At 63.4% G+C, this 20,627-nt stretch carries 20 protein-coding genes and 1 riboswitch; of the genes, 7 read left to right on the top strand and 13 right to left on the bottom strand.

Annotated elements, in window-relative coordinates:
- Positions 1–43 precede the first annotated feature (43 nt).
- Both ACLRGI_RS12720 and ACLRGI_RS12725 read left to right on the top strand, forming a co-directional pair.
- Positions 44–802, top strand: coding sequence for an alpha/beta fold hydrolase (locus tag ACLRGI_RS12720; protein WP_419202118.1), 759 nt, complete (start codon positions 44–46; stop codon positions 800–802).
- A gap of 150 nt (positions 803–952) precedes the next feature.
- Positions 953–1,216 carry a DUF6480 family protein gene (locus tag ACLRGI_RS12725; RefSeq protein WP_419202009.1) on the top strand — a complete coding sequence of 88 codons (264 nt, stop codon included), beginning with the start codon at positions 953–955 and terminating at the stop codon, positions 1,214–1,216.
- Positions 1,217–1,292: 76 nt separating this feature from the next.
- Here the strand turns inward: ACLRGI_RS12725 and ACLRGI_RS12730 are convergent, their stop codons facing one another.
- Positions 1,293–2,357 (bottom strand): ATP-dependent DNA ligase, encoded by a 1,065-nt coding sequence (locus ACLRGI_RS12730; protein WP_419202010.1) that lies wholly within the window; start codon positions 2,355–2,357, stop codon positions 1,293–1,295.
- Between the two features lie 45 nt (positions 2,358–2,402).
- Here ACLRGI_RS12730 and ACLRGI_RS12735 point away from each other — a divergent pair, with 45 nt between their 5' ends.
- Both ACLRGI_RS12735 and ACLRGI_RS12740 read left to right on the top strand, forming a co-directional pair.
- Entirely contained in the window at positions 2,403–2,636 is a 234-nt protein-coding gene (locus tag ACLRGI_RS12735; RefSeq protein WP_419202011.1) for a hypothetical protein, read from the top strand.
- Between the two features lie 129 nt (positions 2,637–2,765).
- A riboswitch (cyclic di-AMP (ydaO/yuaA leader) is annotated at positions 2,766–2,912 on the top strand.
- 2 nt (positions 2,913–2,914) lie between these two features.
- Positions 2,915–4,303: a hypothetical protein gene (locus ACLRGI_RS12740; RefSeq protein ID WP_419202012.1), complete on the top strand. Its 1,389-nt coding sequence runs from the start codon at positions 2,915–2,917 to the stop codon at positions 4,301–4,303.
- A 127-nt stretch (positions 4,304–4,430) separates the two neighbouring features.
- Here the strand turns inward: ACLRGI_RS12740 and ACLRGI_RS12745 are convergent, their stop codons facing one another.
- Positions 4,431–5,645 (bottom strand): PucR family transcriptional regulator, encoded by a 1,215-nt coding sequence (locus tag ACLRGI_RS12745; protein ID WP_419202013.1) that lies wholly within the window; start codon positions 5,643–5,645, stop codon positions 4,431–4,433.
- 210 nt (positions 5,646–5,855) lie between these two features.
- Between ACLRGI_RS12745 and ald the strand changes: the two genes are divergently transcribed.
- On the top strand, positions 5,856–6,974 hold the full coding sequence (gene ald / locus ACLRGI_RS12750; RefSeq protein ID WP_017198625.1) for an alanine dehydrogenase: 1,119 nt from the start codon (positions 5,856–5,858) through the stop codon (positions 6,972–6,974).
- A gap of 80 nt (positions 6,975–7,054) precedes the next feature.
- Here the strand turns inward: ald and ACLRGI_RS12755 are convergent, their stop codons facing one another.
- The 10 genes from ACLRGI_RS12755 to ACLRGI_RS12800 all read right to left on the bottom strand — a co-directional run bounded on the left by ACLRGI_RS12755 (position 7,055) and on the right by ACLRGI_RS12800 (position 18,934).
- On the bottom strand, positions 7,055–8,020 hold the full coding sequence (locus ACLRGI_RS12755; RefSeq protein WP_419202014.1) for a type IV toxin-antitoxin system AbiEi family antitoxin domain-containing protein: 966 nt from the start codon (positions 8,018–8,020) through the stop codon (positions 7,055–7,057).
- 129 nt (positions 8,021–8,149) lie between these two features.
- Entirely contained in the window at positions 8,150–9,073 is a 924-nt protein-coding gene (locus ACLRGI_RS12760; RefSeq protein ID WP_419202015.1) for a superantigen-like protein SSL4, read from the bottom strand.
- On the bottom strand, positions 9,070–9,621 hold the full coding sequence (locus ACLRGI_RS12765) for an RNA polymerase sigma factor (protein WP_419202016.1): 552 nt from the start codon (positions 9,619–9,621) through the stop codon (positions 9,070–9,072). Before ACLRGI_RS12765 ends, ACLRGI_RS12760 begins: the two co-directional genes overlap by 4 nt.
- 87 nt (positions 9,622–9,708) lie before the next feature.
- Positions 9,709–10,482 carry a hypothetical protein gene (locus ACLRGI_RS12770; RefSeq protein WP_419202017.1) on the bottom strand — a complete coding sequence of 258 codons (774 nt, stop codon included), beginning with the start codon at positions 10,480–10,482 and terminating at the stop codon, positions 9,709–9,711.
- A gap of 256 nt (positions 10,483–10,738) precedes the next feature.
- Positions 10,739–11,800, bottom strand: a complete 1,062-nt coding sequence (locus ACLRGI_RS12775) for a Gfo/Idh/MocA family protein (RefSeq protein ID WP_419202018.1) — start codon at positions 11,798–11,800, stop codon at positions 10,739–10,741.
- A 267-nt stretch (positions 11,801–12,067) separates the two neighbouring features.
- The gene (locus ACLRGI_RS12780; RefSeq protein ID WP_419202019.1) at positions 12,068–13,795 is read right to left on the bottom strand and encodes an ABC transporter family substrate-binding protein; all 1,728 of its coding nucleotides are present in this window, start codon (positions 13,793–13,795) and stop codon (positions 12,068–12,070) included.
- Between the two features lie 76 nt (positions 13,796–13,871).
- Positions 13,872–16,046, bottom strand: coding sequence for a dipeptide ABC transporter ATP-binding protein (locus ACLRGI_RS12785; RefSeq protein ID WP_419202020.1), 2,175 nt, complete (start codon positions 16,044–16,046; stop codon positions 13,872–13,874).
- Positions 16,043–17,002 (bottom strand): ABC transporter permease, encoded by a 960-nt coding sequence (locus ACLRGI_RS12790; RefSeq protein WP_419202021.1) that lies wholly within the window; start codon positions 17,000–17,002, stop codon positions 16,043–16,045. The genes ACLRGI_RS12785 and ACLRGI_RS12790 overlap by 4 nt, the downstream gene beginning before the upstream one ends.
- Positions 17,002–17,985, bottom strand: coding sequence for an ABC transporter permease (locus ACLRGI_RS12795; protein ID WP_419202022.1), 984 nt, complete (start codon positions 17,983–17,985; stop codon positions 17,002–17,004). Before ACLRGI_RS12795 ends, ACLRGI_RS12790 begins: the two co-directional genes overlap by 1 nt.
- A 343-nt stretch (positions 17,986–18,328) precedes the next feature.
- The gene (locus ACLRGI_RS12800; protein WP_419202023.1) at positions 18,329–18,934 is read right to left on the bottom strand and encodes a TetR/AcrR family transcriptional regulator; all 606 of its coding nucleotides are present in this window, start codon (positions 18,932–18,934) and stop codon (positions 18,329–18,331) included.
- A gap of 114 nt (positions 18,935–19,048) precedes the next feature.
- Between ACLRGI_RS12800 and ACLRGI_RS12805 the strand changes: the two genes are divergently transcribed.
- On the top strand, positions 19,049–19,615 hold the full coding sequence (locus ACLRGI_RS12805; protein WP_419202024.1) for an NAD(P)H-dependent oxidoreductase: 567 nt from the start codon (positions 19,049–19,051) through the stop codon (positions 19,613–19,615).
- Between the two features lie 79 nt (positions 19,616–19,694).
- Here ACLRGI_RS12805 and ACLRGI_RS12810 read toward each other — a convergent pair whose 3' ends face one another.
- Positions 19,695–20,195, bottom strand: coding sequence for a hypothetical protein (locus tag ACLRGI_RS12810; RefSeq protein WP_419202025.1), 501 nt, complete (start codon positions 20,193–20,195; stop codon positions 19,695–19,697).
- 10 nt (positions 20,196–20,205) lie between these two features.
- Here ACLRGI_RS12810 and ACLRGI_RS12815 point away from each other — a divergent pair, with 10 nt between their 5' ends.
- Positions 20,206–20,619: a GerMN domain-containing protein gene (locus ACLRGI_RS12815; protein WP_419202026.1), complete on the top strand. Its 414-nt coding sequence runs from the start codon at positions 20,206–20,208 to the stop codon at positions 20,617–20,619.
- The last annotated feature ends 8 nt before the right edge of the window (positions 20,620–20,627 follow it).

The following is a 20,627-nucleotide window of genomic DNA, read 5'->3' on the forward strand; positions in this document are numbered from 1 at the left end:
CCGGGCCAAGACCGCAAGCCTGCTGTCCGCCGACGTCGACGTCATGGGCCTGACCGGACGGATTCTCTGGACCGACGGCGCACCTCCGCCGGAGCCGGGCGCAGAACCCCGGAACGAGCCTGCGTACATCCTGATTCACGGCATTGGCGTATCGCATCGGTACTTGGCGCGGTTACACGGAGTACTGGCCGCGAGCGCGCCGACCTATTCGCTTGACCTGCCCGGCTTTGGCGGGACACCCAAGCCTGGCCGCCAGCTGTCCGTGGAGGATTACGGCGCTTTCATTGCGGAGACACTCAAGACCTGCGGCATCGATTCCTACGTGCTGGTGGGCCACTCCATGGGAGTGCAATTTGCCATTGAAGCGGCTTTGCATGCCCCGGAGCAGATCAGTCAGCTGGTGTTGATGGGGCCGGTGGTGGACTCGCGGCACAAGAACGTTCGCCGGCAGTCCTTGGCGCTCTTTTTGGACGGATTACTCCGTGAGAGTCCGTCGTCCAATTGGATTGTCATCTCGGACTACTTCCGCTGTGGTCCACGCTGGTATCTCAGCGAGCTTCCCGTCATGATGAGTTACCCCACGGAGAAACGGCTCGCCGGAGTGCAGGTGCCCGTACTGGTTCTGCGTGGGAGCCGCGACCATGTGGCAGGCCCGGATTGGGCGTTGCGGCTGTCGAGGGCAGTAGCCCAGGGGCGTTTGGTGGAGATTCCGGGGGTGGGGCACGTGGCGCAACACATGCGTCCCATGGCTGTAGCGGATGCCATCCGAAGCTTCGTCACCGCCACGACTCCTCACCGCTAAGCATTAACGCACGACGCCGGCGCCCGGGTTGCGCCTGCCTTTTGGGGTTGCGCCTGCTTGTTGGGCCAGCGCCTGCTTGTTGGGCCAGCGCCTGCCGACTAGGCTGGCAAAGCAAGCGCATTAGTAAGTTTGCTTACGAAAGGGCTGATCGTGACTAATAAAGACTTGAATGAGGAAACCCAGGGCTTCGGCGCAACGGGCGCTACAGGGCCCTTCGACACTACGTCCGACGCCGACAGCATCCACGAGGATCCCGACATGCGCCAGGATGAGGACGAGGATCCCGCAGCCTCCGCCAACCCCGACCCCCTCGACGGCAATGTCACGGGCTTGGAGCCAGGCGGCGGAGTACCCCCGGGAGAAACCCCGCCCGCCGAAGGCAGCATGAGCAGCGATCAAGGGCACGAAGAGTAGCTACGTTGCCAACCCGCTGTTACGTTGCTGGCCAGCGACGTAACAGCGGGTTCACCACGTCCTTACGGGCTCCCGGCTACTGCAGTTTCAGGATTTCCCCGAGATCGTATTCAGCAGGCTCTTCCAACTGAGAGTAGGTGCAGCTCTCCGGAGTACGGTCCGGCCGCCAGCGCCGGAACTGCGTGGTATGCCGGAACCTGTCCCCCTCCATGTAGTCGTACGCCACCTCGATCACCAGCTCGGGGCGCAGTGGGACGAAGGAGAAATCCTTTCCACCGCTCCACCGGCTTTGGGCGCCGGGCATGCGCGAACCCCCGGGTGCCTCGTCCTGTTTGGCCCACTCGCCCCACGGGTGCTCACCGAGTTCAACCTGGTACGGCTCAAGCTCAGCCACCAAGGCTTCGCGCTTGGCCATGGGGAACGATGCCACCACTCCCACATGATGCAGGCGGCCAGTGTCATCGTGAAGCCCCAGCAACATCGAGCCCACAACCTTCGCGGTCTTGTGCCATCGGAAACCTGCCACCACGCAATCAGCCGTGCGCTCGTGCTTGGTCTTGAACATCACGCGCTTGTTGGGTTGATAGGCCCCGGTCAACGGCTTGGACAGCACGCCATCCAGCCCCGCGCCTTCCAATTGCACGAACCACTCCTGCGCCCGGTCGAGATCCGTTACAGCCGGAGTCACATAAACGGGCGGCTCAGCCTTGGCCAGCGCACGTTCCAAGATGGACCGGCGCTCGGAGAAGGGCTTGTCCATAAGGTTTTCATCGCCGAGGGCGAGGATGTCGAACGCAATCATGGATGCCGGGGTTTTCTCGGCCAGCATCCGTACCCTGCTGTCGGCGGGGTGGATCCTTTGCTGGAGCACCTCGAACTCCAGCCTTTTGCCCTCGATCAGGACGATCTCGCCGTCGATCACGCATTTGTCCGGAAGGTTCTTCCTGAGCGCCTCCACCACTTCGGGGAAGTAGCGGGTCATGGGCTTCTCATTGCGGCTGCCCAAAATGATCTCGTCCCCATCCTTGAAGACGATGGTCCGGAACCCGTCCCACTTGGGCTCATAGTGCCCAACATCGGGAATGGTCGGAACGGATTTGGCGAGCATGGGCGAGACGGGCGGCATCACAGGCAGGTCCATAGTCAATGTCTACCTGCAGGCGCACCACGAAGCTAGTGTTAGGCCATGGATATCTTGCTCGTGTTGGCAGCAGTGCTGGGAGTTCCGGCCCTGCTGGGCGGGCTCTGGTACTGGTCATTGCGTGGGAGCAGCCCGGGCAAAGTTCGCCGCGGAGCAACCGGCGGAATGCTGGGAGTAGCGGATGAAATCTTCCGGCCGGAAACTCACCAGGCAGTGCAAATCCAGAGGATCCAGCATGAGTTGCCCGCTCCCGCACCGGCCCCGAAGCCTAAGTCATAGAAACCTGTCGTTTGGGCAGACGTACCGCCCGTTACATTAATGTGACTTTACTTTCCGGCTCATGTACCGTCGTAGGGCGACCCGTATCTCCGCTGGGCCGCTTCCGGATTGACGCCGAGCTCTGCCGCAATCCGGGATCCGCCAGACCCGCGGCAGAGGCGGGGGACCCACAGTTCCCGGGCTTGGTATCCAAGCCCTCGGGGTGAAGCCGCTTAGGCGGCCGGACGGCCTCGTCCGAACCCGACAGCTAACCTCGAAGGCGTTGAGAGGCAACCACCATGTCCCCAACCATGGATCAGCCGCGCCGCGCCCAAACTGAAGGCGCGCGCACCAAGCCAACCGGACGCCGTCGGGCCCAACCCAGCGGACTCCTTGACAGTTCGCCGGCCGATTCCGCCGCTGCGCCCGGAACAACAGGCACGACGCCGGAACCCGCCACCGCATTCATCCCCACCGTCGCGGCGCCTGCCACTCGTGCGGAAATACGTGCGGCCGAGCGGCAGCGTGCGGCCCAGGCAGTGATCGCGCCCGAAGCATCGGCGCCACAGCCCGAAGGCGAGCAAGCTGCCCAGGCAGTTGCTCCGAGGTCCACCACACCCGGGCCTCCTACCTCTGCGATCCCCATTGTTCCGGCAGCTGATATTAAGCCGGGTTCGCTGGAACTCAGCACGCCCGAACCCGCCACCGCGGCTATTCCCGTGGTGCAGCCTGCAACGCCGGAACCCACAACGGCGGCCATTCCCGTGGTGCAGCCTGCAACGCCGGAACCCACAACGGCGGCCATTCCCTTGGTGTCTGCCGGGTCACCGCGCACTGAATCTCCGCGCGGCAAGTCCCCTGCGCAGGTTGCTGCAGCCGCAACGGCGGCGGCATCGCTGGCCAGCCGCAAGGATGCCCGCAGGCAGGCTGCTGCCCCCGCGGCAACCCAGTCCAGCATCGGCTCGACGTCCTCATTTGGCCGCGAACCCCACGCAGCCCTTCGCAAAGCAGCGTCGGTGAAGCACATGAGCCAACGCATGGCAGTGGTTGCAGGTGCACTTGGACTCGCGCTGACGGCGGGAACTTTGGGGCAAGCCCTCGAGCTTCCGTTCTTCGGCCAGGAAACCCCCGCGCAGGAAGCAAGCGCAGGCAGGAACTCGGGCTCCGCTTCTCCTGCGCCCAGCGCCTCCTACTCCACCGCTTCGTCGCCTTTCGCGTCGTCGCCATCACCCTCGTCAGTTGCCACTGCTTCCTCGGAAGCCGGCCAACCCGCGACATTGGCGGAGGCACCCACGGCAGGGTCGTCGTCGTCGGCTCCGACACCGAAGGTATCCCTGGCCGACCCGGTATGGGTTCCGTCAGGGGCGGCCTCGGCAGCCTCCCCCGCACCAGGTGCGAGCAGCCCCGTTCCAGCCCAGCCGGCGCCCGCCCCGAGCGAGGTGCCGTCGGACACCATCACCACGCCTCCCACGACTCCGACGCCCACACCAACGGGAACTGCAAAGCCGACTCCAACGGTCACGCCGACGCCCACACCCACCCCAACGGAAACTGCAACGCCCACGTCCAAGCCGCGGCCGGGCAAGCCGCAGGCCGCCTCGGCACCGCAGCCCAGCGGCTCGGCACCGCAGCCCAGCGGCTCGGCGCTTCAGGACATCCTGAATGCAGCCCAGGACGTCCTCGGATGAGCACCCGCCTGCCCCGCATGGCCAGTCATGTGGGATGGCACAGCCGGTACTGCAGCAGCAGCCGGACGGCCACGTTCCGTCGCAGGATGGGACGCTGGAGCTGCCAGCGGTTTCGGCGCTCCTAAGCTCAGATCCGCGGCCGCCCTGCCCAGCGCCGCGCCTTCAGGGCCGCATGTAACTCGAGCCGGATCGCGCCACTCAACGGATCAGCACCGATGAGTTGGCGGATCCGGCCGAGCCGATTGTAGATGCTGCTTCTGTGGAGGTGAAGCTTGGCGGCCACATCCTGCACTGAGCCGTCATTGTCATACAGCAGTTCCAGCACGGGCAGGAGTTCGCCGTTCCTGTCCTGGTCCTCAAGGGTCTGAAAATGCACCGAACCCGTGTCGTCCCAACCTCCGGGCGCCACCAGGCGATCGAAAAGTTGGTAGACGCCAACAGTCCGGCTGTCCACCAGCTCTCCCAAGGGCTGGTCCACTGCCGCCGCTTGCGCAGCAACCTTCGCCTGACGGTAGGCCCCCGACAGCTGCCGAATGACTTGGAAGGGTTCGCTGATGCCCAGGATCACCCTGTCCACCTTGCGGCCGGCCCTCTTTCCGAGTTCCAGTTGATAATGCACCAGCACCTGGGCATGGTCCGCCCGGCCACCCGACTCGCGGAACAACACCACCGAATGCGTCTCCGTCCCGGCGCTGAACAAGGCTGCATTGACCCCAATAGTGGACTGCAGCGCCGCTGATCGGTGCGTCAGGGTTGCGGCTATGGGATCGACGTCGGACCTCGAGCCCTCCGGGTCGAGGATGGTCACCAGTTGCCACGGACCGCGCCCTTGGATTTCCTTCCACCCCGCGACGGCGGCCACAGCGTTCGATTCGCCACCGCAGGCCGACAGGAATTCCTGCTCACGCCTTCGCCTGAACTCCGATTCGGCCGTATTGGAATCCAGGAGCAAGCCTGCCAACAGGTCCAGTTCGTCCCGCACGCCGGGCAATTCGGTGAGGATCGCCGTCGCACTCTGTTCTTCGAGGTCCAACTGCACCCACAGGTAACCGACGCGGAAACCGCGCACCAGAAGTGGCACGCAGACGCGGCCCAACATGCCGAGTTCGTCATTGGCGGGAACCACCACCGGGCGCACGGCCGTGGCGATGCCGTGAGCGAGCTGCCAGGCGCTGACGTCGCTGGGGACCCGCTTGCTGAGGAGGAAGTTCACGCGGACCCGGTCGGCGTGCGACTGGTTGGAGCTATAGGCGAGAAGAACGCCGTCGAGGTCTTCCAAGGAGAGCCCGCGGCCCAGCTTCAAGGCCACACGTTCAACGATCTGTTCCACGTCCTGCTGCATCCTTCAAAGCGTACCAACAGCAGGCGACACTTGACGCTTCAGCGCTCGACAAATGTCGAGCACCGCCACAGAAGATCGTTGAATTTACGGGGTCTGCTTGTGCGGGCAGCTCCACGTCCGTGTCGCCTGCCTCACAGCCGGATTTATTCTGGAATCACAGCCCGCAACACATTTTTCGGCCGAAGAGGCCGCTAGCGATGGAGCCCACAGATGATCATCGGTGTCCCCAAAGAAATCAAGAACAACGAGTTCCGCGTAGCCATCACGGCCGCCGGGGTCCACGAGTTCCGCACCCACGGACACACCGTTCTGGTTGAGCGCGGCGCAGGCCTCGGTTCAGGCATCACCGACGAGGAATACTCAATTGCCGGCGCCGAAATCGTCAACGAAGCAGATGACGTTTGGGCGCGCGCGGACATGGTCATGAAGGTCAAGGAACCCATCGCGGCTGAGTACCACCGCTTCCGCAAGGGCCTCATCCTCTTCACCTACCTCCACCTCGCCGCAGAGCCCGAGCTCACCGCCGAGCTCATCAACTCGGGCGTCACGGCCATCGCTTACGAAACCGTGCAGGAAGGCCGCACCCTTCCGCTGCTGGCCCCGATGTCGGAGGTCGCGGGCCGCCTGTCCGTCGTGGTCGGCGCTTCCTCGCTGATGGCTCCGGCCGGCGGCAAGGGCGTCCTCCTGGGCGGCGTACCGGGTGTACGTCCGGCCAAGGTTGTTGTCCTCGGCGCCGGCGTTGCGGGAACCAACGCCGCCGCCATGGCGCTGGGCCTCGGTGCTGATGTCACCATCATGGACATCAACATCAACCGGCTGCGGGAACTCGATGCCCTCTACCAGGGCCGCCTGAAGACCGTTGCCTCCAACGCCTACGAGATCGAGAAGTCAGTCATCGACGCAGATCTCGTGATCGGTTCCGTCCTGATCCCGGGCGCCAAGGCACCCAAGCTGGTCACCAACGAACTGGTTGCCCGCATGAAGCCCGGCTCGGTCCTGGTGGACATCGCTGTTGATCAGGGCGGCTGCTTCGAGGACACGCACCCCACCACCCACCAGGAACCGACGTACAAGGTCCACAACTCGATCTTCTACTGCGTTGCCAATATGCCCGGCGCTGTTCCGAACACCTCCACGTACGCACTGACCAACGTCACACTGCGCTACGCCGTGGCACTGGCCAACCTGGGCGTCAAGGCCGCCTTCGACCGCGACCCCGCCCTGGCGGCCGGCCTCAACATCGCCGCTGGCCACGTGGCACACCACTCCGTTTCCGAGGCGCACAACCTGCCCCTCGTCAACGACTGGCACACCCTGGTCTCCGCGTAGCCCAAGCTTCGCGGCGACGGAAACGTCGTTGGCCCCCTGTTCCGTTGCTGCCCGGCAACGGAACAGCGGGCTTCCCGCGTTTAACGCGCTTCAGCCTTTCGACGCCTACCCAAGGCCACCCTGAGCTTCTGATCCAGTTCCCACGGCCTGTGCAGGTGGGCCCACTCGATTCGAACAACCTCCCAGCCCATGGCAATCAGGGCTTTCTCGCGGCGACGTTCTTCGAAAATGACCTCTTCCGTGGGCGCGTAGTCGAAGTACTTGGCCCGGCCGTCGAACTCAAGGATCACCTTCTGTTCCGGCCAGCCAAAGTCTCCCCGGAAGGTACCGATTCCTGTCTCCACCTCCAGCTGCAGCACAGGCACCTGAATGCCCAACTTTTCCAGAATCAGGCGAGTGCGTGACTCCCCCACCGACTCGGATCGCTTGTCCATTGCGCCGAGAACCCTGCGCAGCCGCCGGGCGCCGCGGGTGATCCTCCCGCTGTCCAGATATTCCTGCATGAGTCCTGGATCGGCCCCTCGCCTGAGGGCTTGGTCTGCGATAACGACTGCGGTCTCGAACTCCAAAGTTCGCGCACAGTCGATCACTGTGCGTTCAAGGCTCGTGACTCTGGCGTGGCGTCCCCATGACGAGGGAATTTCCGTGATTTCTTCCGGGTTCAATGGCCCGCCGTGGGCAACGACGTCCACACCCGAACTTGCCTGGGCCGGGGAGAACGGCGTGGTGACGTGCACTTGCGGGCCACCTTCCCAGTCAGGACACCCGTGGAGCCGGGCAGCACTCAGGTGGCTATACGTGGCTCGGCCCGGGATGCTGCAAGCATGGGCCTGAATCCGTAGTAGCTCCCGTTCCCAAGGTTTGCGGTGACGCCAATCAACTGTCCGGACATAGGCACCGCGCCTCAACCTCAGGAGCTTTCCGGATCGTACTCCCGCGGTTAGCGCGCGGTCCCCAATGCCCTTGGCCGCAAGCTCGGGGGTAGAGGCAACGAGGGTGGACGGCCACTGTGCGGCGATAAGAGCATCGAGTTTCTGTGATTGCATGTACCCATCGTTGGCGCAGGGGTGGCCGACAGCCATCGGTGATGCATCCTATGTGGACAAGTACGTGCCGAGGCCGCTTCTCCGTTGGGGCCCAACAACGCAATAGCGGGCCGGGAACGGATCAGACGATTAAGGTTTCCCGGGGAGGTCCGGGTTTGCCGGGAGTGACGGAATCAGGTGCGAGGGAACCGGCACAGGAACGCCCGAGGGACCAAGCTTGGAGGGGTCGATCTTGGAGGGATCGATCTTGGACGGGTCGATCTCCGGTGGTGTCACGGGCAACACCGGAGGCGACGGGATGACGCCGTTTCCGGGCTCTTTGTGTGACGGCACTTTGGGTGTGTTGGGGTCGTGCGGGGGCGCTCCACCGGGTTCCGGCTGGGGAGCGGGAACGGCAGGGCTGCCTGGTACGGCCGGCATCGGCTGGGGTTGGACCGTGGCAGGAGCTTGCTGCGGCTCTTCCTGGACAGGCAGCGGCTCGGGAGTGGTGCCTGCGGGGGCATCGGGCCGAGGCGCACCGGAACCGGGGTTTAGTTGCGAGACCACGGAACCAATTGCTGCCCCGAGATGCTGGAAAGCGCCCGGCAGGCCGCCCTCGGCAGCGACCGCAGCGGTAGCGCCGCCAGCCAAGGACACAGCAACGGCGAGACCCGCGATGGCCGTCCGACGCTTCTTACGACGCCGGGCGGCAAGTTCGTCCACACGACCGGATTCAGGACCGGATTCAGGAACGGTTTCCGGGCCGGTTTCCGCGCCAACCGTGGCGAGGACCGCAGTCGGCGAACCCGACAACGCAGCCGGGCCGTCCGCCGTCGTGATCTGCCGGGTTGCTGTGACGTGCGGAGTGGCTGTCATCTGCTGTGTGATGGCAGCCGGGCTGCTGACCATGAGCGCGCGAACAGCATCCGACGGCACAGGGGCAGTGCTGGCCAGGGAACGGAGCCCGAGCAGTTCAGTGCGGAGCTCGGCGTCGCCGGTGAAGCCTGAGTCGGCCAGCAGGTGGTCGATTGCCTGCTGGTCGTGACGTCCGCGAGGCGCAAATTGTTCGCTCATGATGTGCCGTTCCTTAGTAGTGCACGCTTCTTCAGTGCACTCAATGCCCTGCGCTGTAGCTGTTTGACGGCTCCTTGGGACTTACCCATGATCGCCGCCGTATCTTCCACCGACACGTCGGCGACGACCCGGAGGGCCAGGACCTCCCGGTAATCGTCGGGGAGGTCATCCAAAATTTCAGTGACGCCCAGGCCGGCAACCCGTCCGAAGGCCTGGTCTTCGGCCGATGGCGATCGCCGTGCGTCCAGGTCCGCTTCGTACGGAGTGGAATCGGGCGTTCGTTCGCGTTTCCGGTAGTGGTCCACCATCCGCGCATGGGCTATGGAGAACAACAGGGTTTTGGCCCCCTGGAGCCCCCCGTGGAGTGATTCCAGCTTGGGATACAGGGCCAGGAATACGTCCTGGGTTACGGCTTCGGGGTCGTCCACGCCGCGTGCCCGGAGGTAGCCAAACACCGGTCCGGCGAAGTTATTGTAGGCAGCCGTGAAGAGCAGGGCGGGATCGTCCTGATCCGCCTGCACATATTCATCAGCCAAAGGGTCAAGCACCCGTGGATGCCTCCGTCCCACACTACGTAGCGGGGCTCCTTGTACTAAGCCAAGGAGCCCCGCCCTTAAACCGTAACCGCTGCTTGCTTAGCGGACAGAATCGAGGGGCGTTCCGGGAACAGCCGGGACCTCGGAGGGAACCTGGGTGGGCAGCTCAGGCGTCGCAGGGACGGCCGGGACAGCCGGGACAGCCGGCGTGGCGGGAACGGCAGGTACCGCGGGCACAGCCGGAACTGCAGGCGTTGCCGGGAGTTCGGACGTTACGGAGGCGTCGACGTCGGCCTCTGCCTTCGCCGAGCCGTCAGCCTTCAGGCCGGCTACCTTAGCGGCCTCAACCACGGCCTCACAGTGCGCCTCCACCTTGGCTTCGCCGCCGGCGGCGATGGTCAGGGACTCGAAGCCCGGAAGCTTGGCGTCAGAGTCCAGGCCGCCATTGAGGAATGCGGTGCAGAGGCCGAAAGCCTCCGGGGACGTTGCGTCTTCTACCGCTGCCTTGGCATCGGAGACGGCGTCGGTGGCCTTGGCCTGGCCGGCTTCGGCGGCCTCAGTTGCTGTTGACTGCGCGGTCTCGACGGCGTCAGTCGCCTTGGCCTTGGCCGTCTCGGCAGCGTCGGCGGCTGCGGCATCGGCGGCGGCTGCGGCATCGGCGGCGGCTGCGGCATCGGCTGCTGCGGCATCGGCGGCGGCTGCCTTCTCGACAACCGGGGCCGGCGCACCAACGAGGTCATGCGCGGTCTGCTGGATTTCGGTGGGAAGAGCGCCATTGAAGGCAGCAACACCGGTTCCACCGGCAGCTACGGCTCCGGCAGCCAAGACGCCCGCGGCGACTTTGCTGGTGGCAAGGATAGTGAACAAGGACATGAAACCCTCCGACAAACGATTTTGGGATTGCCCCGGTCACGGTTGGGTCGCGACCGGATGATCAGCGTGCGGACGTGGCCCGCACTCCCCTTACATCGTTCGTGGCGCCGGTGAGGTTACGCGTTGTCCGAAATTCTTTTTTCCGGGGCCTGTTCGGCTGAGGCCACGCAAATTCGTTCGTGCCCTGTATATAGACTTCTGCCACGCGGATCCAGGTGTCCTCAGTGCGTTTCGAGGTCAGCTACGAATTTGGGTGTCACTCATGGCTCAGAGCGGCCAGAGCCCTGGCCTGCTCAATCAACTTCAGCACCTCAACGGAGTCGGCCGGATCCACAGGTGACGGAAGCCCGGAGGCGGTGCCGCCGTCGTCGAGCTTTTCGGCGAGGATCCGATAAAACTCTGGGTAGGCGCCGCGCTCGGTAGGGATGGTGGCGCGCTGTCCGTTACGTTCCAGCGTTCCATGGTTTTCTGAAGGCTCGACGCCGTAGTCCGCGTCCGTAGGCAGCCCGCCGCCCAGCATAAACGGCTCCTGTGGGTCGGTACCGAACTTCACGAAGCCTCCCTCTGTGCCCAGGATGCGGAAGCGCGGGCCGTGCAGGTGGCTGTTGAGGTTGATGGTGACGTGGCTGACCACGCCGGACTCATGCTGGAGAGCCAGGAAGACGTCATCATCGGCTGACTCTTGGGGGCGCCGGGCCGCGATCTCTGCATAAGTGACCGTGGCGGGTCCAAAGAAACGAAGAGTCAGATCGAGGACGTGGGTGCCGAGGTCGAACAGGACGCCGCCGCCATCTGCCGCCGTGGCGCCGGCTTTCCACGCCTTGGCGATCTCCGGCGCCCAGCGCTCCATGCCCACCTCAAACCTGGTCACGGTACCCAGCGTGCCGGCGTCGAGCAGTTTCTTCACGGTGAGCGAGTCGCCGTCCCAGCGCCGGTTTTGGTACACGGTGAGGACGCGGCCCAGCTTCGCCGCCAGGTGGATCAGTTCCTCGCCCTCCGCGCTGCGGACCGTGAACGGCTTGTCAACGACGACGTCGAGTCCGGCTTCCAGCGCCGCTTTCGCAAGCGGAAAGTGGGTTGCGGGCGGAGTGCCCAGGACGATGAGGTCCAGCCGGTCGGCCAATGCCAGGATGTCCTGCGGGGTTTGGACGACAGTGGCTTGCGGGTAGCGGTCCCTGGCTTTCGCCTGCCTTGCGGCGTCCGAGGTTGCAATGACGGCCAGTTCGTAGGCGGGGTTACTGGCGATGAAGGGCGCGTGGAAGACGCTCCCCGACAGGCCAAAACCTTCGACGGCGGTACGGATCGGCTGGGTAGTCATGACCCTAGGCTACCGATCCTCTCTCACGTAACAGCCCTTTCACGCCAACCCTCTATCACCGGGTGATCGAGGGTTTGGGTGAAGGGCTCGGGATGTGAGTGAGGGTTGGGGTGAAGGGCTCGGGATGTGATCGAGGGTTGGGGACGGCGAAGGCCGGGAACCTCCCGAGCCTATGAACAGGTTCAGGGAGTTCCCGGCCTTCAGGAAACTACACTTTGGGAAATTGCACTCCAGGAAATTGCAGCCTGGGAAATTGCAGCCGGAGGTCTACTTCTTGGCGCCCTTTTCCCAACCGATGGTGGTCCAGTCAGGAACGTTGGAGAGGCTCTTGAACAGGGACGGACCGTAGTTGGCCAACCCGGTGCGCACAAACTGGATCTCCGGGCCGTTCAACACAGTGCCCATGGAGAAGTACTTCTCCATATGCTTCTTCTCTACCTCCATGGCGGCCTTGTTGCGCTCTTTGTCATCAGCAATGGTTGCCAGGCGCTTGATTTCAGCGTCCAGCTCAGCATCGCCGAGTTTGTTTTCGTTGGTGGTGGACTCGTAGAACTGCTTAACGCCACTCGTCGCATCCGCGCTAACGGTGTAGCCCGAAATCGTCAGATCAAACTCCCGCGACCCCAGAACCTTCTGGAAGTCAGCGTCACCGCGCTGGTCGATGGACACGTCCATACCAGCGGCTTGGAGCTGCTTCTGCAGGGTCTGCGAGGTGGCAGCCTGCGTGGGGTCGTCTCCAAAGTAAGTGACCTTGAAGGACACCGGGACGCCGTCCTTGGCCATGATTCCCTTGTCGTTGGCGGTGTAGCCTGCATCGGTCAGGACCTTCTTGGCAGCCTCAGCGCCGGTCTCCTTCACGGGGTAGTTGTCCTGGTAGTACTCGGAGAACGGCATGAGCATCATGGAGCCCGAGCTTTCCTCGGACCAGTTCAGGCCGTTGAAGCGGACATCGCGGATGGCCTTGCGGTCCACTGCGGTGAAGATCGCCTTGCGGACGGCAACGTCGGCGAGGGCAGGCCGCTCGGCGTTGAGGTTGAGACCACCGGCGAACAGTCGCTGACCGCGGCGTACCTCGGCGTTCTTGGTTCCTTCAAGCTGCTTGTAGCGGCTCAGGGAGCGAGCGTCAGTAGCATCAATTTCGCCGTTCTTAAAGGCGGCGATGGTTGCGCTGGGTTCCATCTGGCGCCAGATGATCCTTTCGAGAACAGGCTTCTGGCCCCACCACTTGTCGTTGGGAACCATGGTGACGGTCTTCGCGGTGGTGTCGTAGTTCTCCACCTTGAACGGGCCAGCCATCCATTCGGGACGCATGTTGCCGGCAAAGCCCTTGTTGAAGATCTCCGCGGTGTTGACGGCCGGGTGGATCAGGCCGAAGAACAAGTCCTCCAGCGGGTAGACCGGCTGAGTAGTGGTGACGATGACTTCTTTGTCATTGGCACCGGCTTTGACCGAATCAACAAAGGGATATGACCCCGGGTTAACTATGTCAATCGCCTTGTCTTCGCCGCGGGACATCTTCCACGTGTTTTCGAAGGTCTTGACGTCGATGGGGGTGCCATCATTCCACGTGGCCTTGTCGTTGACCTTAATGGTGATGGTCTGCTTACCGTCCTTGACTTCGCTCTTTACCTCTTCGCAGAAGTCCTTATTTGGCTCAGCCTTGCCGTCAAAGTCCAGCTTCCAGCAACCGCCGATACCGCCGCTGCTAAGACCGGCCGGATTGACGGGGGTCAGCACCGCTGAGGTTGCGGCGCTGTTCCCGACGTTGGAATTATTGTTGAAATCCGGCCCTAGATCCACGGTTGGCAGCGTGAGCGTACCGCCCTGCTCCAGGTCCTTTGCTTCCTTGGCGTTGACGCTGATCAGCTTGCTGATATCGCCTCCGCTCGCTTCGGCCTTCTGCGAGGCCGGACCCGACGGCGTTCCCCCGCCGCAAGCCGTCAGCATAAGCGTTGCTGCGAGCGCTACGCCACCGATCGTCGTGTATTTCTTCATGGTTTGCCCTTCATGTTTACGACTGGAAATCTTTGCGAGTTGAATAACAGGGTTTCAATCGATGCGTCATATGTCGTCAGGCATGCACCACCAGCATGTCAGCATCTATCTCTCCGTCCGGGAAGAAGCAGGCGAAGTCCTGTGCGCTTTCCTTCTCCGATGCCAGTGGCGGCTCCAGAGTAAGGCACTTCTCCTGCTTTGCGGCAGGTAGTGCCGCGAAGACGGGACAACGGGTCGCAAAATTACATCCCTGGGGAGCATCAAGCGGGCTGGGTAGGTCACCCTGCAGGATGATGCGTTCGCGGGTCCGTTCCAGGTTGGGGTCCGGCACCGGGATCGCTGACAACAGGGCCCGTGTATAGGGGTGGCGCGGGTTGTCGAAAACGTGGTCCACATCGCCGGTTTCCACGATCTTGCCCAGGTACATGACGGCCACGCGGTCAGAAATGTGCCGGACAACCGAGAGGTCGTGGGCCACCATGAGGTAGCTGAGGCCCAGTTCGGCGCGGAGCTTGTCCAGCAGGTTGATGACTCCGGCCTGCACTGAGACGTCCAAAGCAGAGACGGGTTCGTCCAAAACAACGAGCTTCGGGTTGACCGCGAGCGCCCGGGCAATGCCGATGCGTTGGCGCTGGCCCCCGGAGAACTGGTTGGGGAAGCGGTTCACGTGGTCCGGCTGCAGGCCCACCAACTTCATGAGTTCCATGATGCGTTTCTTGACGGCGGCCTTGGGCATTCCCAAGTTTTCGAGGGGTTCGGCCAGGACCTCGTACACCGTGAAGCGCGGATCCAAGGCACCCGTTGGGTCTTGGAACACCATCTGCATTTCCTTGCGCATGGCCATCTTGGTCTTGTGGTCGGTGGCCACTTTGTTGCTGACACCGCCGATCACTACTTCACCCACCTGGTCCGGGTGGAACTCCATGATCTCCAGGAGCGTGGTGGTCTTGCCGCAGCCCGACTCACCAACGATCGAGACGCACTCGCCTTCGCGGATGTCGAAGCTCAGACCGTCCACGGCTTTGACCGTGCCGATCCGTCGCTTGATCAAAGCACCCTTGAGCAGCGGGAAGTGCTTCTTCACGTCCTTGAGTTCCAGGACCTTTTCGCGCTCGACCCGAGCGACGCCGTCGAACTTTGAAACGGGTTTGGGCGGCGCGTGGAAAATCTTGTGCGCATCGGCGTTCCCGGACAGTTCGTCAGTCTTGATGCACGCCGCTTTGTGTCCCAGGGTCTGGCCGTCTGAACCGCGCCCCTCCACACCAGGCACCGGGAAGAGCTCCGGTTCGCCGTTCAGGCAGGCATCACTGACCAGGGGGCAACGGGCTGCGAAGGAGCAGCCGGTCACCGGCAATGCGAGGTTGGGCGGCGTTCCCTCGATGGGCACCAGCGACTGTTTGGTTGCTGTGTCGACGCGGGGAACGGCACCGAGCAGGCCCAGCGTGTAGGGCATCCGCGGATTGTAGTAGATGTCCTCCACGGTGCCCGTTTCCACGGGCTTGCCTGCGTACATGACCATGATGTCGTCGGCCATGCCGGCAACGACGCCGAGGTCGTGCGTGATCATGACGACGGCGGCCCCGGTCTCCTCCTGCGCGGTGTGCAGGACCTCGAGCACCTGCGCCTGGATGGTGACGTCCAACGCCGTCGTGGGTTCATCTGCGATGAGTACGCGGGGATCATTGGCGATGGCGATGGCGATCATGACGCGCTGGCGCATACCGCCGGAGAACTCGTGCGGGAAGGCCTTCAGCCGGTCCTTGGGGCTGGGGATGCCCACCATGCGCAAAAGGTCGACGGCGCGGGCTTCTTTGGCCTGCTTGCTCATGGTGGGGTTGTGGACCGTCAGTGCCTCGATGATTTGGGTGCCTACCGTGTAGACCGGCGTCAACGAGGACAGCGGGTCCTGGAACACCATGGCGATGTCGTTACCGCGGTGTTTGCACATAGCTTTGTCGCTGAGTCCCAGGAGTTCCTTGCCCTTGTACCGGACGGAGCCTGTGATGTCGGCGGTTTCGGGCAGGAGGCCCATGATGGCCATGGAGGTCACGGACTTACCGGATCCGGATTCACCCACGATGCCCAGGGTTTTGCCGGGCATGAGGTCGAAGTCGACGCCGCGGACCGCATGGACCACGCCGTTCTCGGAATTGAACCGGACGTTCAGGTCGCGGACGCTGAGGACGGCGTCGCCGGGTGCGTAGAGTCCTGCATCGCGGAGGCGCTCGGCGGGAGTGGTGTTGGTGCTCATTTGCCAGCCTTTGCGGTCTTGGTCTTGGCCCGTCCGATGGAGCTGGAGCTGGGGTCGAAGGCGTCACGGAGGCCGTCGTTCATCATGGCGAGCGAGCCGGTCAGCAGGAACATGACGGTCAGCGGTACCCAGAACATCCACGGGAAGGAGGACACCTGGCCCGTTGCCTGGCCGATCAGGACACCGAGGCTGACGTCCGGGAGCTTGATACCGATGCCGATGAAGGAGAACGCGACCTCGGCCAGGATGGCACCGGTGATGCCGCGGGTGAAGTCGAGGACCAGCAGCGAGCCGATGTTCGGGACGAGGTGGCGCCACACGATGCGACGGGAAGGGACTCCCATGTATTTTGCGGCTTTGACGTAATCGCGCTGCATCAGTGACATGGACAGCGAGCGCACCAGGCGGGCGGTGCCCATCCAGCTGAAGAACAGCAGGACAACGATCAGCAGGAGCCAGCTGGGGAGGTCCTTGAGCCCACCGCTGCCGCTGGTCGCCACGGCCACCACCAGGATGGCGGGCATCATGATGAGCGCTTCAAGGATGAACAGCATGGTGGCGTCCACCTTGCCCCCGAAGAACGCCATGGTGCAGCCGTACACCGCGGAAATGAGGACGGAAACTCCGCCCACGATCAGGCCGATGAGAATGGAGGTCCGGGTGCCGTCCACGATAAGCGCCATGAGGTCGATTCCGGCCTGCGTGGTACCCAGCAAGTGGTCCGGTGACGGCGGCATTCCAATGTTCAACGGATCCAGGGTGTCCTTGTCCCAGGAGGTAAGGAACCCGCCAAAGACCGAGAAGAGGAACAGCGCAAGGAAAATGAACAAGCCGGCGACGGCGGTCCGGTTCCGCATGAAGCGACGGAAGATGATGCGGGATTTCCCAATTACGACGTCCTGGTCGGCAACCCGGGCTTCGTCGAGTTCCGCAATGGGATCGATGATGTTGGTCATTACTGGACCCTCACTCGTGGATCGACCAGCGTGGTGGCGAAGTCGGCAAGGATGGCGCCGATCGCGAAGATCACCGAGCCATAGGCCAGCGTGGCAGTGGCGACGTTGACGTCCTGAAGGCTGATGGCTTGGATGCTCCAGAGTCCGATGCCCGGCCAGGCGAAGATTGCCTCAGCAAAGAAGCCTCCCGTGAAAATGGCCGGGATGGTGAAGGCGATACTCTGCGCCACCGGGATGAAGGAGACGCGCAGGGCGTGCTTCCTGATGGCTTGGTTTCGGGTGAGCCCCTTGGCCCGGGCAGTGCGCACGAAGTCGGCGTTCACGTTGTCCAGAAGGTACTGACGCTGGGCGATCTGGTAACCGGCCCAACCGAAGATGGTCATCGCGAAGGTGGGGACGGCGTAGTGGGCCACGAGGTCAACGAAAGCCGGCCAGCCCGGCTCAATTCCCGGCGTCGAAATTCCCGTCACGAAGAAGATGCGCTCGCCAACGGCCTCGTTGATGCTGATGGCGCCGAGCTGCACCAGGAAGTACGCGATGGGTGCGGGGAGAATGTGGACCAGGTAGCTGTAGGACGTAATGACGCGGTCCTGGAACTTGTACTGGCGGGCGGCGGAGTACACACCGAGGGCGACGCCGATGACCAAGGTGAGGATGATCGAGGCGATGAACAGCCGGGTGGAGACCAGCACGCGGTCCGCGAATTCGGCGTTGACGAATGCGCCGTTCGGGCTGCGGCCCCAGTCCCAGCGGGTGACGATGCCCCAGAGCCATTCCAGGTAACGCTCCCAGGGGTTCTTGTCCGGGTCCAGTCCAAGCCCGCGGAAAGATGCGGCAACCTGTTCGGGGGTTGGCCGCGGGATCTTTTCCTGCTCGAGAACGGCAGGCTTCAGTGACGAGACCGCCAAGAAGTAACCCGCACTTGTTGTCAGGAAGATCATGATCAGGTAGATACCCGACCGCTTCATCAGATATTTCAGCATGTCGGGCGGCTGCCCCGAATCGTGGCAAAACTCAATGCTCGTCCTTCCGCGGTTCCCGGCTGTGGCCGGCGTCAGCTGCGAAGTGGCGCAGCGGGTTGTTGGGTCCCCCGCACCCCTTCAGTGATCACCAGCCCTGTATGGCATGCGTCACATTCAAGAGGAAACTACCACAATAACTGCTTCACGTTTTGCTTCGAGGCGCCCGGTTTCGCGCCTGCAGCCATATTGTTATGTGCGGCTTGCGTCATGTTTTCGACGCCGGCAGCACTGTCCCGCTTACAGCCGCGGGGATGGGGACGCTAACAGGAGCCTGCTCCCATATCAGCGCTGCCGGTTCTGCGATCTAAGCTGTCGTCAGGAGACGGGTGATCAGCTCGCGCCAGGAGTCGGTAAGCCTCGTGGGTGAAATGCCGCGGACACGTACGTCGTCGACTATTCGCTCAGGGTCCAGTGCGTAAGTCAAGGACATCGCCATCACCCAAGGATCCGCGATTCCCGCCTCCCGCAGCAGGACCTCCATATGTCGATGCGAAAGCTTGGTAGCCGGGACATCGAACCTGTTGCGGGTAGCAGCGCCAGCCGCTTTCAGGAGTTCGCCGTTTTCCAGGACGAAATAGATCCGACCCTCCCCGAAGGCCACCAAACGATCTTTCGGGGTTGCGCCCGGCCCAAGCGGCGGCGGCCCGAACATGAAGCCGTGCTGGAATTCAGACTCCGAGTCACTCAACAGGGTCATCATCAGCCCCGCCCGACTACCAAAACGGCGGAAGACTGTCCCCTTGCCAACTTTGGCCTTGCAGGCGAGGGCGTCCATGGTCAGCGCTTCGGCACCAAACTCCGCCACCAGGTCCCGGGCAGCGTTGAGTAATCGCTCGCGATTCCTCGCTGCGTCACTGCGCTCGTGGGGCGCACCTAGGGGCACGTCCGGCCGGATGGGGATCGAGCTCACAGAAATATTCTAGACCCCGGGAATAGAAAGCGGACCATAGTCCGTTTAGTATCGATGAAGGCCCCAAAGCCAAGACACTGAACGGCCGCCCCCGGCCAGACACAAGGAGACACCATGTCAAAGAGCACAGTTCTTACCCTCGTCGGCAGCCTCCGCGCCGATTCCCACAACAAGAAGCTCGCCGAAGCCATCCAGCTGAACGCACCTGAGAACGTCGACGTGCAGATCCACGACTCCCTGGGCAACATCCCCTTCTACAACGAGGACATCGACGTGGAAGGCCAGGTCCCCGCCGAAGCCGCAGCCCTCCGCGCCGCCGCAGAAGGCGCCGACACGATCCTGCTGGTCACCCCCGAACACAACGGCACCGTCCCGGCTTCCCTGAAGAACGCCATCGACTGGCTGTCCCGCCCCTTCGGCGCCGGCGCCCTCTCCGGCAAGCCGACCGCCGTCGTCGGAACCGCCTTCGGCCAGTACGGTGGCGTGTGGGCCCAGGACGAGGCCCGCAAGGCCGTGGGCATCGCCGGAGCCAAGGTTCTGGAAGACGTCAAGCTGGCCGTTCCGGGCTCCATGATCCGTTTCGCGGAACTGCACCCGAAGGACGACGCCGAGGTTGTTGAGCAGATCAAGGGCATTTTCGAGCCCCTGACCGCCGTTCAGGACGAAGAAGCAGCAGCCTAGTCTTTCCGCTTTTGATGCCCCCGTTCCGCAATCCGCGGAGCGGGGGCATTCGCGTTGCTTCTGTTTTGGCAGGGCGTGATCAACTCTTGTCCGAACCGTCACCGTAACGGCATGTTGTGTTCCGCCTCCCCATCCTAACGTTGGAGGTACAGGTGGACGGACAGGAGCGCGGGGCTGTCATGCATGCCGGACGGGGACCAAAAAGTACGACGGCGATCACGGCTGCCTGCCTCGTTTTTGGCTTGTGGGTTGCTGGCTGCACCGCTGTCCCTGTGGGGCCCGCAGCTCCTGAAGGTGCCGCGCCCTTGCCGACGGTTTCGGTGACGCCGCTGGTACCTTCAACGAGCACTGCGCCCGCTGCTTCCGCACCTGCTCCCTCAGCTTCTGCCCCCGTGGTCCCAGATACTCCATCCGTCGGCGTCGTGCCCGCTGCGACGCCCGCGCCGGCAGCACCAACCCCCGCGCCGACAACCGCTCCCCCGAGCACCCCCGCTTCCTCCGGGGCCGCGCCCACCCAACCGGTGCCCATCGTCGAGCCTTCACCCCAACCAGGCACCAGCACGCCTGAACCAACGGCCACGGTGGTACCCGTGGATTCGGACCACTCCGGACCAGCGGTCTACTACGTGGCAATCGACGACGGCGGCGCCCGCGGCATACGATTCGGCTGCAACGACAGCCTGGTACCCGTCAGGGGGATTGCCGTGCCCGGCGACCCGTTGTCCGTGGCGCTCGGCCGGCTACTGGAGGCAGGAATGCCGGTGGATAGTGACGCGGCCCTTTACGATGCTCTGGCTAATTCGTCTCTGCGCTACCTCTCCGGCTACATGAGCGGCGCCACCGTAGTGGTCAACCTCAGCGGATCCCTGCGACCCGGGGGCATGTGCGACATCCCCCGAATCCAGGCGCAGCTCACCCAAACCATAGTGTCGGCCAGTGGCGCTTCGAGGGCCGAGATCTACGTGAACGGCAGGACATTGACGGAGGCGCTGAGCGTGCGGTGAGTGCTGAT

Origin of the sequence: Paenarthrobacter sp. PPS72 (genome assembly GCF_048537125.1) — a bacterium.
Lineage (GTDB): Bacteria > Actinomycetota > Actinomycetes > Actinomycetales > Micrococcaceae > Arthrobacter > Arthrobacter nitroguajacolicus_E.

Excerpts from the sequence above, each read along its gene's own strand:
- ACLRGI_RS12745 (WP_419202013.1), bottom strand. The coding sequence starts at position 5,645 with ATGCAGCAGGACGTGGAACAGATCGTTGAACGTGTGGCCTTGAAGCTG.
- ACLRGI_RS12755 (WP_419202014.1), bottom strand. The coding sequence starts at position 8,020 with ATGCAATCACAGAAACTCGATGCTCTTATCGCCGCACAGTGGCCGTCC.
- ACLRGI_RS12805 (WP_419202024.1), top strand. The coding sequence starts at position 19,049 with ATGTCAAAGAGCACAGTTCTTACCCTCGTCGGCAGCCTCCGCGCCGAT.
- ald (WP_017198625.1), top strand. The coding sequence starts at position 5,856 with ATGATCATCGGTGTCCCCAAAGAAATCAAGAACAACGAGTTCCGCGTA.
- ACLRGI_RS12775 (WP_419202018.1), bottom strand. The coding sequence starts at position 11,800 with ATGACTACCCAGCCGATCCGTACCGCCGTCGAAGGTTTTGGCCTGTCG.
- ACLRGI_RS12780 (WP_419202019.1), bottom strand. The coding sequence starts at position 13,795 with ATGAAGAAATACACGACGATCGGTGGCGTAGCGCTCGCAGCAACGCTT.
- ACLRGI_RS12730 (WP_419202010.1), bottom strand. The coding sequence starts at position 2,357 with ATGGACCTGCCTGTGATGCCGCCCGTCTCGCCCATGCTCGCCAAATCC.
- ACLRGI_RS12770 (WP_419202017.1), bottom strand. The coding sequence starts at position 10,482 with ATGTCCTTGTTCACTATCCTTGCCACCAGCAAAGTCGCCGCGGGCGTC.
- ACLRGI_RS12735 (WP_419202011.1), top strand. The coding sequence starts at position 2,403 with ATGGATATCTTGCTCGTGTTGGCAGCAGTGCTGGGAGTTCCGGCCCTG.
- ACLRGI_RS12740 (WP_419202012.1), top strand. The coding sequence starts at position 2,915 with ATGTCCCCAACCATGGATCAGCCGCGCCGCGCCCAAACTGAAGGCGCG.
- ACLRGI_RS12720 (WP_419202118.1), top strand. The coding sequence starts at position 44 with ATGGGCCTGACCGGACGGATTCTCTGGACCGACGGCGCACCTCCGCCG.
- ACLRGI_RS12790 (WP_419202021.1), bottom strand. The coding sequence starts at position 17,002 with ATGACCAACATCATCGATCCCATTGCGGAACTCGACGAAGCCCGGGTT.
- ACLRGI_RS12795 (WP_419202022.1), bottom strand. The coding sequence starts at position 17,985 with ATGCTGAAATATCTGATGAAGCGGTCGGGTATCTACCTGATCATGATC.
- ACLRGI_RS12760 (WP_419202015.1), bottom strand. The coding sequence starts at position 9,073 with ATGAGCGAACAATTTGCGCCTCGCGGACGTCACGACCAGCAGGCAATC.
- ACLRGI_RS12785 (WP_419202020.1), bottom strand. The coding sequence starts at position 16,046 with ATGAGCACCAACACCACTCCCGCCGAGCGCCTCCGCGATGCAGGACTC.